The organism is Streptomyces sp. NPDC047982 (assembly GCF_043204165.1).
In the GTDB taxonomy this organism is placed as follows: Bacteria; Actinomycetota; Actinomycetes; order Streptomycetales; family Streptomycetaceae; genus Streptomyces.
In genome coordinates this window covers 172,187-185,846 of sequence record NZ_JBIDBS010000013.1, presented here as the reverse complement: position 1 = coordinate 185,846, position 13,660 = coordinate 172,187, and the positions used below count along the sequence as shown (strand labels likewise).

Sequence of the window (13,660 nt, the reverse complement as noted above, 5' to 3'; positions counted from 1 at the left end):
CGCACCGATCCCCGATCCGCTGGCACGAGCGCCGACGTTTTGCGCGGCCGGTTCCGGCCGCTGACAGGGAGGCAGACATGAGTCCGACCACCGTTCCGTCCATGGAGCTCGTCGACCTGGAGGACCACAAACAACTGCGGGGCGCGTTCGGCGCCTTCCCCACCGGGGTCACCGTGGTGACCGTCGGCGGGGACGCCCCGCGGGGCATGACGGCCAACGCGTTCACCTCCGTCTCCCTCACCCCGCCTCTGGTGCTGGTCTGCGTCGGCAAGGACGCGGTGATGCACGGCACTCTGGACCGTTCGCAGACGTTCTCGGTGTCGGTGCTCGATGTCGGGCAGGAGGCCGTGGCACGCCATTTCGCCGACCACTCGCGTCCCGTCGGAGCCGGCCAGTTCGACGCCGTCGGCTGGCAGCCCGGCCGAAAGTCCGGCGCACCGCTGATCGCAGGCGCCGTGGCACATCTGGAGTGCGAGAAGAGGAAGTTGTACGAGGGCGGAGACCACACGATCTTCGTCGGCGAGGTGCTCTCGGCGGTGCGCTGGCCGTTCCGTGAGGCCCTGTTGTTCTCCGGCGGCCGCTTCCGCCGGTTCGCCCCCGAACACGGCGAAGGCCAGGTGGCATGAGGATCGACCCGCCGGGCCCGCCGGTCAGCGCCCTGCCGGGGCTGCTGAGGAAGTTCGCGGTGGACCGCCTGGGGATGATGAAGGACGCGGCCGCCCTGGGAGACGCCGTGCGGGTCTCCATGGGGCCCAAGAACCTCTACATCTTCAACCGGCCCGACTACGCCAAACACGTCCTCGCCGACAACAGCGCCAACTACCACAAGGGCATCGGCCTCGTGCAGTCCCGCCGGGTTTTGGGCGACGGCCTGCTGACCAGCGACGGCGAGGTGTGGCGGGCCCAGCGCCAGACGGTGCAACCCGCGTTCAAGCCGGGGCGCGTCAACCGGCGGGCGGACGCGGTCGCGGAGGAGGGCGCCAAGCTGGTCGCCCTCCTGCGGGCCCACGAGGGAGGCGGCCCGGTCGACGTCCTCCAGGAGGTCACCGGACTCACCCTCGGTGTGCTCGGCCGCACCCTGCTCGACTCCGACCTCTCCTCCCAGGACACCCTCGCGCCCGCCTTCGAAGAGGTGCAGAACCAGGCGATGCTGGAGATGGTCTCCCAGGGCATGGTGCCCGGCTGGCTTCCGCTGCCTCCGCAGGCCCGCTTCCGCCGGGCCCGCCGGGAGCTGTACCGGGTGGCGGACCTGCTGGTGGCCGACCGCAGCGCGCGGATGGCCGATGGCGAGCCCGGCGACGACGCGCTGTCCCGGATCATCGAGGCCGCCGGGCGGCGGAACGCACCGCCCCGGCAGATCCGTCGACAGCTCCGGGAGGAGCTGGTCACCCTGCTGCTCGCGGGGCATGACACGACGGCCAGTACCCTCGGCTGGACGCTGCACCTGCTGGAGCGTCATCCCGAGGTCCGCGCGGCCGTCCGCGAGGAGGCCAGGAGCGTCCTGGGCGAACGCCTCCCGGACGTCAACGACCTGCACCGGCTGACCTGGGCGACCATGGTCGTCCAGGAGGCCATGCGGCTCTACCCGCCGGTGTGGGTCCTCCCCCGGATAGCCCGGCAACGGGACGAGGTCGGCGGATACACCGTGTCGGCCAAGGCCGACGTCCTGATCTGCCCGTACATCATGCACCGCAACCCGCGCCTGTGGGAGGACCCCGAGCGCTTCGACCCCGAGCGCTTCGCCCCGCAGGCGTCGGCCAGCCGCCCCCGCTACGCCTACATACCCTTCGGCGCGGGACCGCGCTTCTGCGTCGGCAGCAACCTCGGCATGATGGAAGCGGTCTTCGTGACCGCGCTGGTCACGCGCGACCTCGACCTACGCACCGTTCCCGGGCACCGGGCGGTCGCCGAGCCCATGCTGTCGCTGCGGATGCGCGGCGGACTGCCGATGACGGTCAGCGCGGCGGACTGATGGACGCCCGGCCTGTGAGGAGGCAGCCCATGAGCGACAGCGACCACTCGTCCCGGGCACCGGCCCGAGCGGCGCCCGGCACAGAGCCGTCGGCCGGCCCGGTCCTCGACGCGGCGGCGGCCTCGCCCGCCGCGTACAACGCGTCCACCGCTCAGGAGGCGGCCACCACGCTGGTGCGCCTGCTGATGGAGCAGATGGGGTTCGGCCCCGACGACATCGCGCCGGGGGGCCGGGGCCCGGCCCACGAGCCGGTATGTCCTTCACGCGCCGAGAAGCACATACCGGGGAAGAGCGGTCCCCGGGGCAGGGAGACCGCGTGAGAGGCGAGGGAGGAGCGGCGATGAGGCCGGTCGTGCGGGCCGTGCTGCGGGGTTCCCTGCGGCAGGTGCGGTACGTGGATGTGATCGCCCCGCGCCGCGCCCGGGGCCTGGTGGCGCAGGTGTACCGAGAAACGGAGCGGGACTTCGGGGTGCTCGCACCGCCCGTGGCGCTCCACTCGCGGGCCGCCGCATCGCTGGCGGCGACGTGGCTGATGCTGCGTGAGGTCCTGCTGGTCGACGGCCGGGTGAGCCGCGCGGTGAAGGAGACGGTCGCCACCGAGGTCTCCCGCGCCAACGACTGCCCGTACTGCGTCGGTGTGCACCAGGCGGTCCTCGGGACGCTGCCGCCGGACAGGACGGTCTCCCGGATCGCCGAGTGGGCCCCCGCGGCCGGGCAGCACGCCCCGGGAGACCCTGCCGGGAGCGCCCCGCTCCCGTTCACGTACGCGCAGGCGCCGGAACTCTGCGGCGTCGTGGTGACGTTCCACTACATCAATCGCATGGTGAGCCTCTTCCTGGCCGACTCCCCCATGCCCGCCCGGACGCCGACGCCCCTGCGCGGCCCCATCATGCGCACCACCGCCCTGACCATGCGTCCCGTCGCCCCGGGCCCGCTGGCGCCGGGCGGCTCGCTGGACCTCCTGCCCCCGGCCCCCCTGCCCCCGGGACTGGAGTGGGCACAGGGCAGCCCTCCCGTGGCCGAGGCCTTCGGGCGGGCCGTCGCCGCCGTGGACCAGGGGGCGCGGTGGGTACCGGGACCGGTACGGGAGAGGCTGCGCTCGTGCCTCGACCGGTGGGACGGATCCGCCCCGGGGCTCGGCCGGAGCTGGCTCGACGAGGCCGTGTCGGCGCTGCCGGCCGAGGACGCGCCCGCCGCCCGGCTCGCCCTGCTGACCGCCTTCGCGCCGTATCAGACACTCCCGGAGGACGTCGCGGCCTTCAGGAACCGGTTCCCCACCGACCGCGAGCTCATCGAGCTCACGTCCTACGCCGCCCTGACCACCGCGGTGCGGATCGGCGGCCGGATCTCCGTACCCCGCCCCGCCGGGCCGGCGTGAGACCGGCCCCGGGCACGGGCAAGTCGCGGGATCAGAAGAAGGGGCGGACGCCGGTGAGCCGCTCGGACTCCTCCCACAGGCGGCGCCGGACCTCCAGGTCGCGGGCCGCCCTGCCGGGACGGACGAGCCCGGGTGCGCCCCGTGTCTCGGTCACGCCGAGCGGCCCGTAGAACTCGCCGCCCCGCGCCCCGGGGTCGGTGGCGGCACGCAGAGCGGGCAGCATCCCCATGGCGGCGGGCTGGAGGAACAGCGGCGCGAACACGGAGCCGAACCTGCGCACGGGGGCCGGGAAGTCACGGCCCAGGCCGGTCGCGGCCAGCCCGGGGTGGGCGGCGAGAGAGGCCACGTCCGAGCCCGACTCCGTCAGCCTGTGGTGGAGTTCGAGCGCGAACAGGAGGTTGGCCAGCTTGGACTGGTTGTAGGCCCGGTAGCGGCTGTAGCGGCGTTCGCCGTCGAGGTCGCGGAAGTCGATGCGCCCCAGCCTGTGGAGGTAGCTGCTGATCGTCACCACGCGTGCGCCGCGCGCGGCCCGCAAGGTGTCCAGGAGCAGGCCGGTGAGGGCGAAGTGACCGAGATGGTTCGTGGCGAACTGGAGTTCGTGCCCGTCCGGGGTGCGGGCCCGGTCGGTCCACATCACGCCCGCGTTGTTGACCAGCAGATCGATCCGGGCGAACCGCGCGCGCAGCTCCCTCGCCCCGGCCCGCACGGAGGTGAGATCGGCGAGATCCAGCTCCTGGACCGTCAGGGCGGCTGCGGGCACGCGGGCCCGGACGCGGTCTGCCGCGGCGGCCCCACGGTCCGGATCGCGTACGGCCAGCACCACGTGGGCGCCCCGTCGGGCGAGTTCCTCCGCCGTGTGCAGTCCGATGCCGGAACTCGCGCCGGTGACCACTGCGGTGGTGCCGGTCCGGTCCGGAACGTCTGTCGTGCTCCAACTGCGCCGGGTGCTCATGCGTCGTCTCTTCGGGCGGCGCTCTGGACCTCGGCCGCCACGCTCAGCAGCGCACTCAGCCGGCCGCTGACCGGTGCGGTGCCGGGGGCGGCCAGGACGGCCCCGACCGGCTCCTGGTCTCCCGCTGGCTGCGCGGCGGCGAACGCCCCGTGCGAGGAGGCGCAGAACTCGGTGCCGTTGAGCCGCGAGACGTGCGCCGCGATCAGCTCACGCTCTCCCGGGGCCAGCGAGGACGGCGCCCTCAGCAGAGCGTTCGCGAGGTCGCCCAGCGGTCCCCAGGTGTCGGGACGGTGCGCCATCAGGCCGCTGATTCCGGGGAGGTCGTTGTCCAGTGCGATATGGGGCATGGCTCTTCCTCCGGGAGAAGGGGGACAGACGGCCGACGAGGGCGGCGTGGCCGCGGAACGACGGGGCCTCGTGATGCCAGGAAGCTAATGAACCGGGCCGTCGGTGGCAACTGCCCGCCGGGCCTCGCGAACTCTCCGGTGTCGCGGCCAGACCTCCGACCGGCCGCGAGGACAGGACGATCGGGCCTTCTGCGATCAAGCCCCTGAGCAGCAGAGCCTGTTCGGCGAGGGACGTGACGGCCGGCGCCGCGCACACCACGGGTATGCCCCCGAGCCGTTCGGCAGGCCGCGGGCGTCCGCGAACCGGCCCCCGAAAGGAGCACGCCGGAAGAAGCCCTCCCGCGCGCGAGGCCGATGGGATGCTGAACTGCGGCGGTCAGACTGTCGCGGCCGGCGGGGCGGTAGAAGGCTCGCTCTGCTCCCAGTTCGTCCGGGATGAAGGTGTTCTCGGGCGCAACACGGACAGGCATAGCCGGCTGTCGTTGACGGCTGCGCAGGGTTGATGCGGTGGTCTGATCCGGCACGGGGCTCGGCCGGCCGAGGTGAGATCCGTGACCTGCTCGTACAGCCGGGCGTGATCTTCAGGGTTGAGGAGGGTGACACCGACAGGTCCGCCGGTCTTGATGGCGATGAGGTTCTGCAGGTACGGGCTCAACTCTCCTTGCCTAACAGGACGTTGGTCTCGGTCGCGCTGCCACGGCGCCATCTCCGGGGCGTCCAGGACGAAGACGGCCTCCTTCACGGCGGCCACCGACCAGCCGACGACCGGCGGGGGAAGGTGTCCACGGCGAACGCGACGTGGACGGTCACGGACCAGGTCTTCACATAGTGGAGTCCGCCACCCGGCACCGGTTCGCAGCGACGGCGACGAAGTCGCGGTCGACCAGGTCGTAAGCCCGCTCGACCTGCCCGCCCAATCGTGGTGATGACGCGCCGGCCTCGTACCGCGCCCTGGACGCCGAGCTCGCGCATCAGGCGCTCGTCGGTGCAGCGAGTCACCGCATGTCCCAACGAGCCACCTCAGGAGCGGGTCCGCGCTCGCCGTGTCCGGACGCAATACCCGGGGAGCCGCGCCATGGCCCAGCCGATCCCTACGTAGGCCATGTACGGGTGCGCGCCGCCGCGTCCGGCCGGCAGCCCGCTCAGGCGTTGCCCGGCAGCAAGGGGCAACGCGTCCAGAACGGAGCAGGCCATGGCAGCGCCCTCATGAGCGAATCCCCGGAACTCCCTGGGAATCCACGCACTTTCAAAACTGGTGCCGGAGAGCGCGGGGGCAGTATTCGGCACCGAAGCGCACGTAATCCAGCCGTCACCTCGCGGTATCCCCTCGTCGAGTGATCCGAGTTCGTACTGCAAAGCCATGCCGAATGTACCGGGTGCTTCTGGGCCGCTGCCTCATCGAAATGTGCTCCCTCATTCTGGTTCCGTACACGTCGGCGCCGGGTCCGGGCGCAGATGCGTCGCGCGCCGTCCGCTGCGGCCTCCCCCTATTCCGATAGGGTTCCGACTGCTGGGAAGGTACGACGAAGGTGAGGTCCGGAATGAACAGTCCGGCGATTGTGTCGAGGGAAGAGTGGTTAGCGGCCCGGAAGGAGTTGCTGGCGCGGGAGAAACAGCTCGACCGGGAACGGGACGCGCTCAGCGCACAACGCCGGGCCCTGCCGATGGTCGAGATCACCGAGACGTACGCCTTCGACGGCCCGAACGGCACGGCAACCCTCGTTGATCTGTTCGACGGCCGCTGTCAACTCATCGTCTATCACTTCATGCTGGCACCCGACTGGGATGCCGGCTGCACCGGATGCTCGCTCCTTGCCGACAACGTCGGTCACTTGGCGCATTTGCACGCGGCCCGGACGTCTTTCGTCGTGGTGTCACGCGCGCCGCTCGCGAACATCACGAAATTCCGTGACCGCATGGGGTGGACCTTTCCATGGTTCTCCTCCCACGGCACGTCATTCAACTACGACTTCCACGTCACCATGGATGAGTCCGTGGCACCCGTCTTCTTCAACTTCCGCACGAAGGACGAACTACGGGAGGCCGGAATCGGCTCCTGGGCCCTGAGCGGCGAGCAGCACGGCCTGAGTGTATTCCTCCGCGAGGGCACCCGCGTTTTTCACACCTATTCGACGTACTCGCGTGGCACCGATCTCCTCGTCGGCGCCTTCAATTATCTGGACCTGACTCCCCTCGGGCGCCAGGAGGAGGCCGGGATCATGAACTGGGTCCGTCACCACGACGACTACCAGGACCGCGACGGCCGTAGCGCGGACGACGGCTGCGGCCACTGCGGCACCTGACACCGGCCGCGTCTGGGGCCGTCGGAGCCCCCCACATGCCCCCGACGGCCCCTGGTTCACGATCGGCCCGGACGCAGCCGGAGGAGCTGCCCGTTCGCCTCGCCGAGCGACGTCGTCCGGTTGGTCAGGTAGATGTCGTCGTTCGGCGCGACGGTGACCCCGCCGGGGTGCTCCAGGCCCTCGCGGGCCAAGACGTGCGCTTCCCGTTGTGTTCGATGCGCACCAGCCGCGCCTGCCGCCGGGCCGGCGTCCGCCAGAACATGAGCGCAGTGGGCAGCAGCGCGGACAACGCCACCGCGGAATCGTTCAACGCACCCTTCAAAAGGGAGACGTTGAAGGCGCGAAAGGGCCGGTCGAGCGAGCGTGAGGCCCACCTCGACGCCTTCCGCCGGCTGTCCCGCTACAACACCCAACGTCGGCATTCCCGGCTCGGCCCAGCGATCCCCGATCGCTTACGAGAACACCTTCCACTCAACATCAACTACCCTGACCCGAGCCGCATCGACGTGTTCAAGATCCGGGGTCAAGGCCCGTGCCCGGTCGAAGGCCAGTGGACGCACAACCGGGTGGAAGGCTCATCGCCAACCCCAAGGTGTTGAAACACCAGATGTTCGGCCGGGCCGGCCTCGATCTCCTTCGCAAACGGGTTCTGCTCACACGGTGAGTCTCAGCCGTCCGGATCACAAGATCGCCGACAGAACCAAGATCCGTGACGGCGCCTTCGACATCTTCGAGGCCGCCTCTCAGCAGCCCGTCAGTAATCCCAACCACCCTCGTTGCACCGTTCGATCGACAGACCCCTGGGCTTCTTCGAGGGTGCTGACTCGCGGGACGCCACGGGTGGCGGGGGTTCTTCCTGCTCTACGATGCGGCGACATCTGACGAGCGAGGGGGAGATCGTTGTGACTGGCCGCTTGAGGGTGCGTCGGGTGCTGGGGGTCAACGCGGCTCTGGCCGGGGTGGTCTGGCTGGTCTGGGCACTGGTGTGGGGTGCGGAGTACTTCGACGTCCTCGCCGAGAACTGGCGAGTGGCGGTGACGATGGTCTTCGGCTCCCTGGTGGGCGGCGGGACCAGTGAGGGCGGGGGCGCGATCGCCTTTCCGGTGATGACCAAAGTCCTGCTCGTTCCGCCGGATCAGGCCAGGATCTTCACCTTTGCCATCCAGTCGATCGGCATGTCTGCCGCTTCACTGTCGATTCTGCTGTGCCGGACTCCGGTCGAAAGGAAGATCATCCTCTACGGCTCGGCCTCCGGGGTGGTGGGAGTCGTGCTGAGCGCTACGTTGATCGCCCCGAATGTGCCGCTCCCGGTCGTACGGGCGCTGTTCACCATGCTGCTGGTGGCGCTGGCCCTCGCCCTGGCGGTACAGCTGAAGCAGCGCGGCTACCGGCGCAATGCGAAGATTCTGGCCTGGAACCCTCGCGAGAAGGGCTTGGTCCTGGCAGCGGGCTTCTCGGGTGGGTTGCTCAGTGGCGTGGCAGGGGTGGGTGAGAACTGCGTGATGTTCCTCCTGTTGGTGCTGCTCTTCCGGGTCTCCGAGACAGTCGCCACCCCGACGACCGTGATCATGATGACGGTGGTGTCCATCGCCGCCTTTCTCACCCATCTCCTCGTACTCCGCGACTTCACCGGACCGGTCGTGGAGTACTGGACGGCGGCGGCTCCGGTGGTAGCCGTGGGCGCTCCCCTCGGGGCGTGGATCTGCACCCGGCTCTCGCCGCTCACCATCAGGGCCGTTCTCTTCGTTCTGATCGCTGCCGAACTGGTCAGCACCGTGCTGCTCGTCCCGTTCACCCCATTCATGATCGCAGCCAGCATCGCCCTGCTGGTGGTGTCCACCGCTGTGTGCGTGACCCTCGTCCGGACCGAGCGCTACGCCGCCCCGTCGCCGGAGGCCGAGCAGGAGCGGACTCCCTCGGGGGTGTGAGCCTCTCGTGTGGCGGCCCTGACGCCGACGCCGAACAACAACGTCAGGAACTGGGAAAGAGGGTGAGCCTCCAGCAATTCGCCGATCCGGGTTCCCAGGGCGCGACGTTGTTCGTGGACGGCTGTGAGTGAGCGGGCCAGGGACGAGGCCACGATGTCGAGGGGTGCCGGTGCCCGGAACGACGACGGTCTGCCCGCCGAGAGTGTCGAAGACGTCGTCGATGAGCCGGGCGGCCATGCGAGGGGTAGGTAAGGGGTGTCCCGTAGTCCCTGGCGCGCGACGACAGCTACGGCACCTCGCCGCGTTGCCGGAACGTCCGCATACGTCCAGTATGTGGACAAACCTCCCGCCTGGGTCCACGCGGAGTCGGGCGGCGCCTATGGCGCCCGCCGGATCACCCGCGCGCTTCGGCGCAAGGGCCACGGGGTGGCCCGCTGCACCGTCGAGAGGCTGATGGCCGAGCTGGGCCTGGAGGGCGTCATCCGTGGCCGGCGGCGTCGGACCACGATTCCGGAACCGTCGGCGCCGCGTCCGCCGGACCTGGTCGACCGCGACTTCACCGCCTCCCGGCCCGGTCAGCTGTGGGTCGCGGACATGACGTATGTCCGCACCTGGTCGGGATGGGCGTATGTGGCGTTCGTCCTGGACGTGTACTCGCGGATGATCGTCGGCTGGCAGGTCGCGAACCACATGCGGACCGAACTCCCTCTGGGCGCCCTGGAGATGGCGCTCTGGCGGCGCCGGATCAAGAAGGACTCCGGACTGATACACCACAGCGATCGCGGGTCGCAATACGTATCAATTCGGCATACCGACCGGCTCGCCGACATCGGCGCCTCCGCCTCCGTCGGCTCCGTCGCGGACTCGTATGACAACGCGATGGCCGAGGCGCTGAACGGGACCTTCAAGACCGAGCTGATCGAGATGCAGGGTCCCTGGAAGGGCGTCGACCAGGTCGAGCGGGCGATCTTCCAGTGGATCACCTGGTACAACGAAGAACGCCTTCACTCCGCGCTCGACTACGTCCCGCCGGCCGAGTACGAGGAAGCCTTCTGGCGCAGCCAGGAACAAACCCCGCAGTCCGCCTGAACCAATCAAGATCGGACTCTACGAAACTCGGGGCAGCTCAAAGTGTCGTCGCCCAGGCTACCGCGACCCGGTCGCCCGGAAGACCGCGGCCGGGCCTCCTGCCGCCGCCGGTCCCCACGCACGCCGCGCTGCTCGCCGAACTCGCCCGCCCGGGGGGATCGGGTATGCGGTGTGTGGGCACGTAGGCGGCCGGAACCCCTTGTTACGTTCCCACCATGTGCTCATGGAGGCACCGTCACACGGGACCGGAACAGTCACGTGCGTGAACACGAACCTGCAGGTGAACCCGATTCCGAACCCGGCCTCGATACCACCCTCTTCACCGAGACGGCGAGCGCTCTCCGCATTCCTTCTCCTCGCCCTGTCCGCCTCCTCCTTCGCCGCCACCGCTCTGACCGTCCCCGGCACGGCGGTCGCCCAGGAGCCGTCCGGTGCCACCACCTCTGTCCCGCCGATCAGTTGGGGCGCCTGTCCCGCGGCCGAACCGCCCGACCCCGACCCCAGCCCGCGGGCGCAGTGCGCGACGGTGAAGGTGCCGCTGGACTGGTCGAAGCCGCAGGGCCCGAAGATCGGCATCTTCGTCGCCCGCTACCGGGCCACCGACCCCGCGCGGCGGATCGGCGTCCTGATGTCGAACCCGGGCGGCCCCGGGACGCCTGGGGCCGATGACGCGCTGTACGCGGACGACCCCGTCAGCGGCTATTCCCCGGACATGCTCCGGCGCTTCGACATGATCGGTTTTGACCCACGTGGCATCGGCCGCAGCCGGAGTGCCGTCTGCGACGAGACGATCACCGAATCGATCCCGGCCCGCCCCCGCGACGCGGCCGAGTTCGAGCGGCTGCGCACCCTGAACGGCCGGCTGGCGGACAGCTGCCTGCAGCGGACGGGGCCGCTTGCCGCCCACATGGACACGGAGAGCGTGGCCCGCGACATGGACGCGATCCGCGCCGCCCTCGGCGAAAGCCGGATCAGTTTCATCGGCCACTCCTACGGCACCTCCCTCGGCGAGCGCTACGCACGTCTGTTCCCCGGCAGGCTCCGCGCGCTGGCCCTCGACAGTGCGATGGACCCGGACCGGCCGGACGCCGAGCGCTACCTCACCGACGCCGGCGTCACCGTCGACGACACCCTGAACCGGCTCGCGGCCTGGTGCGAGAAGGATCCGTCCTGCGCACTCAACGGCAAGGACCTGATCGCCGTCACCGACGAGCTGTTCGCCCGCGCCGACGCGGGCACGCTCCGCGAGCCGGGCCCGAACGGACCGACGCGCACCAAGGTCGACGCCGACAGGCTTGCCGACTTCCTGACCTTCGCCGTCGGCAAGGGGGGCCGGGAGGAAACGGTGAAGCAACTGGCCGCCCTGTACACCGGCAAGGGCGAGGTCCAGTGGATCCCCAAGGTCACCGTCATCGCCTCGCGGCTCGTGCTGTGTCGCGACTACGACTTCCGGATCCGCGACTACGCCGAGTACCGGGCCATCCTCAAGCGGGCTGCCAAGGCCGCCCCGCACGTCCGTTACAGCTCCCAGGCGCTGGACATCATTCTGGGCTGCCAGGGCTGGACCATGCTGCCCAAGCCCCGCCCCACCCAGGCGGAGGGCCCCCTCCCGCCCGTCCTCGTGGTCAATGCCACCCATGATCTGGCGACCCCTCTGCCCGGGGCGCGCCGCATGGCACGCTCCTTCCCGAAGGCGACCCTGTTCACGATGGACGTCGTGGGCCACTGGCTGTACCGCAGAGGTGGGACGCAGGAGGCGATGCGGGTCATCGACGCCTACCTCACCGATCCGAAGGGCTGACCCGGAGCGCGGGGGTGCGGGGCAGGGGTGGGCCAGGGACGTCCCCTGCCCCACATCCGCACCCGTCTGCCGGAATCGCCCCAGGGCCGAGCACGACACCGGCCGCGGCCGTCTCCTGGACGGCAACCGCAGCTGTCCTTGACCTCCTCACCGAGATCGAACCCGCCCGCGCCCCGTCCGGCACCGCCGATCACCCGGCTGCCCGCGCCCTCTGCCACATCGCCGGTCTCACTACGGACCCTCTCCTGGTCCAGGCCGCCGAACACGCTCTCGACGTCGCCACCCGCGTCCTCGCCGACCCCGCCCACGCCAGCGTGTACGCCGCCGGCGGCTGGGCAGGCAGCTGCCGCACGTACCCCGAAGGCACGGTCCACGGAAGCGACCCTTGCCTCCCGCCCGGCGCCGAGGCCGTCACCGACCTCCCCGAGGAAACCCTCCAGCGCCTGGGCCAGCACTTCTCCAGCTGGCCCTCGGACACCTCCCGCGCCGACCTCGCCGGCGCCGGCCGGGAGGAACTCGTCCACCTGCTCGACTGGGCACTCGTCGTCGCGACCCGCCCCGCGAACCGACGATCAACGTCTTCACGCGCGCGAGCGTCCACCGCTGGTCCGCCCTCGCCAAGCGTGGCGGGCCGTCAGGCGTCGGACGCTGAATCCGCCATGCGAACCGCGGCTTTCCGTGCGATCTGTCAGCGACGGCCGGAACCCGGCCGTCAGCCCTGCCGACAGTGCGCCACGTCGTAAGCGTCGTCTTCGCGGGCCGCGACCCGGTCGCCCGGCGGGACAGGCCCGGGCACGGCGGGGAAGGCGTCCGGGGCAGTCGTGGCGGCCTACGCCGACTCGCCGCCCTCCAGCAGCGAGACCGCAGCCCCCAGTAGTTGCTCAGCGCCGCAAGCCACCTGACCGTGGCTGTACGAGAACAGGGCCGATACGTGAGGCACCGGGTTTTCGCCAGGCACGCCCGGCCGGAGGGAAAGAAGCGGCTTTCCCGCAACGTGAACAGAAATGGCTGGAAGACACCCATGAAAACCAGAATGCTTGCGGATATTTGAGGACGGATCGGACACGAAGCGGCGCGAGCGACCACAGGAAAGGCGGGATCAAAAAGGTTTCTTTACTCATTCTCCATGACAGGCCGAAGTAACGTGACGGTAATGCGTGAAGGACGTTTTTCAGTCATGAGCTTTTCGGTAGACCGGACGACCAGTCGATCAAACCGCCTGGTCATGGCGCCGCATGGGCGACCCTCATCCATCTTGCATGCGGCTTGAAGGCTCGCTCGAGGATGCCCGTCCGCGCCATGGGGTTGCAAAACGTAAAGCGCCGTTATTGCATTGATCGCGTCCGGACGGGCCCGTCGCCCATAACGACGCAACTTGCTCAAACGTCAACTTTAATGTTGGTTTCCGGCCACCTTCCGGCGAGAACCGCACCCCCGCCCCATGGGCCGGGGGCGGAAAGGCCTGCATTTTGATGATCAAGTTCGGCACGTACGGAGGATGCCGGTTCCCTTTCACTCGTACACGGAAAGGGAAGTATCCGGTGCAGTGCCGCTCGGCGAACAGTAGGGAGATCACGTGAGTGCGCGTTCTGCCGATGGCGGTGATGTCCTCGGTGGTCTTCACGTCGTCTCCAGCATCGGCGGCCTCCGCCCCGGTGACGGCGGCGAGCCCCACGCTTTCTGCTTCCCCCAGGGCCGCAATCCGGCCCCGACGGCGCCCTTCGTGATCGGCCTGGCGCAGCCGTAGCGAACTGCCGCGCCGCCCGGCCCGGCCCGAAGACAGGCTCCGGCGTCCCGTGCAGCCGGTCCGCTCCGGGCCGTGAGGAAGCCCGCGGGCTCATCGACCGCGCATCGGCGCCCCGGGCCGCCGCGGGCAGCAGCACCGCAGGA

At 70.0% G+C, this 13,660-nt stretch carries 12 protein-coding genes and 3 pseudogenes; 10 read left to right on the top strand and 5 right to left on the bottom strand.

Going from position 1 to position 13,660, the window contains the following annotated elements; genetic code table 11:
• The first annotated feature begins 77 nt into the window (after positions 1–77).
• Genes sgcE6 through ACGF2V_RS18160 form a run of 4 tightly spaced genes read left to right on the top strand, consistent with a single transcriptional unit; the run spans position 78 to position 3,350 of the window.
• Positions 78–626 carry an NADH-dependent FAD reductase SgcE6 gene (gene sgcE6 / locus ACGF2V_RS18175; RefSeq protein WP_073791277.1) on the top strand — a complete coding sequence of 183 codons (549 nt, stop codon included), beginning with the start codon at positions 78–80 and terminating at the stop codon, positions 624–626.
• A complete protein-coding gene (locus ACGF2V_RS18170) occupies positions 623–1,972 on the top strand; it encodes a cytochrome P450 (RefSeq protein ID WP_362707060.1) in 1,350 nt (449 codons plus the stop codon). Before sgcE6 ends, ACGF2V_RS18170 begins: the two co-directional genes overlap by 4 nt.
• 29 nt (positions 1,973–2,001) lie before the next feature.
• The gene (locus tag ACGF2V_RS18165; protein WP_362707057.1) at positions 2,002–2,292 is read left to right on the top strand and encodes a hypothetical protein; all 291 of its coding nucleotides are present in this window, start codon (positions 2,002–2,004) and stop codon (positions 2,290–2,292) included.
• 20 nt (positions 2,293–2,312) lie between these two features.
• On the top strand, positions 2,313–3,350 hold the full coding sequence (locus tag ACGF2V_RS18160) for an alkylhydroperoxidase (RefSeq protein ID WP_362707055.1): 1,038 nt from the start codon (positions 2,313–2,315) through the stop codon (positions 3,348–3,350).
• A 31-nt stretch (positions 3,351–3,381) separates the two neighbouring features.
• Here ACGF2V_RS18160 and ACGF2V_RS18155 read toward each other — a convergent pair whose 3' ends face one another.
• From ACGF2V_RS18155 to ACGF2V_RS18145, 3 genes and pseudogenes are all read right to left on the bottom strand, one after another.
• Entirely contained in the window at positions 3,382–4,302 is a 921-nt protein-coding gene (locus tag ACGF2V_RS18155) for an oxidoreductase (protein WP_362625669.1), read from the bottom strand.
• Positions 4,303–4,313: 11 nt separating this feature from the next.
• Positions 4,314–4,649: pseudogene (locus tag ACGF2V_RS18150) on the bottom strand (carboxymuconolactone decarboxylase family protein); the annotation flags it as partial.
• A 1,020-nt stretch (positions 4,650–5,669) separates the two neighbouring features.
• Entirely contained in the window at positions 5,670–5,843 is a 174-nt protein-coding gene (locus ACGF2V_RS18145) for a DUF1702 family protein (RefSeq protein WP_389047364.1), read from the bottom strand.
• 347 nt (positions 5,844–6,190) lie between these two features.
• Between ACGF2V_RS18145 and ACGF2V_RS18140 the strand changes: the two genes are divergently transcribed.
• The gene (locus ACGF2V_RS18140) at positions 6,191–6,952 is read left to right on the top strand and encodes a DUF899 domain-containing protein (protein WP_362625667.1); all 762 of its coding nucleotides are present in this window, start codon (positions 6,191–6,193) and stop codon (positions 6,950–6,952) included.
• Positions 6,953–7,008: 56 nt separating this feature from the next.
• Here ACGF2V_RS18140 and ACGF2V_RS18135 read toward each other — a convergent pair whose 3' ends face one another.
• Positions 7,009–7,143: a hypothetical protein gene (locus ACGF2V_RS18135; protein WP_362707053.1), complete on the bottom strand. Its 135-nt coding sequence runs from the start codon at positions 7,141–7,143 to the stop codon at positions 7,009–7,011.
• 24 nt (positions 7,144–7,167) lie between these two features.
• Between ACGF2V_RS18135 and ACGF2V_RS18130 the strand changes: the two genes are divergently transcribed.
• Both ACGF2V_RS18130 and ACGF2V_RS18125 read left to right on the top strand, forming a co-directional pair.
• Positions 7,168–7,551: an integrase core domain-containing protein gene (locus tag ACGF2V_RS18130; protein ID WP_362707051.1), complete on the top strand. Its 384-nt coding sequence runs from the start codon at positions 7,168–7,170 to the stop codon at positions 7,549–7,551.
• A gap of 303 nt (positions 7,552–7,854) precedes the next feature.
• Positions 7,855–8,880, top strand: coding sequence for a sulfite exporter TauE/SafE family protein (locus ACGF2V_RS18125; RefSeq protein ID WP_362625663.1), 1,026 nt, complete (start codon positions 7,855–7,857; stop codon positions 8,878–8,880).
• Positions 8,881–8,891: 11 nt separating this feature from the next.
• Here ACGF2V_RS18125 and ACGF2V_RS18120 read toward each other — a convergent pair.
• Positions 8,892–9,123, bottom strand: a pseudogene (locus ACGF2V_RS18120) (IS110 family transposase); the annotation flags it as partial.
• Positions 9,124–9,243: 120 nt separating this feature from the next.
• On the opposite strand from ACGF2V_RS18120, the pseudogene ACGF2V_RS18115 reads away from it, so the two are divergent.
• The 3 genes and pseudogenes from ACGF2V_RS18115 to ACGF2V_RS18105 form a co-directional block, all read left to right on the top strand.
• Positions 9,244–9,969 (top strand): annotated as a pseudogene (locus ACGF2V_RS18115) (IS3 family transposase); the annotation flags it as partial.
• Positions 9,970–10,231: 262 nt separating this feature from the next.
• Complete coding sequence (locus tag ACGF2V_RS18110; protein ID WP_362707046.1) at positions 10,232–11,770, top strand: alpha/beta fold hydrolase; 1,539 nt, start codon at positions 10,232–10,234, stop codon at positions 11,768–11,770.
• A 1,576-nt stretch (positions 11,771–13,346) separates the two neighbouring features.
• On the top strand, positions 13,347–13,517 hold the full coding sequence (locus tag ACGF2V_RS18105) for a hypothetical protein (RefSeq protein ID WP_362707041.1): 171 nt from the start codon (positions 13,347–13,349) through the stop codon (positions 13,515–13,517).
• The last annotated feature ends 143 nt before the right edge of the window (positions 13,518–13,660 follow it).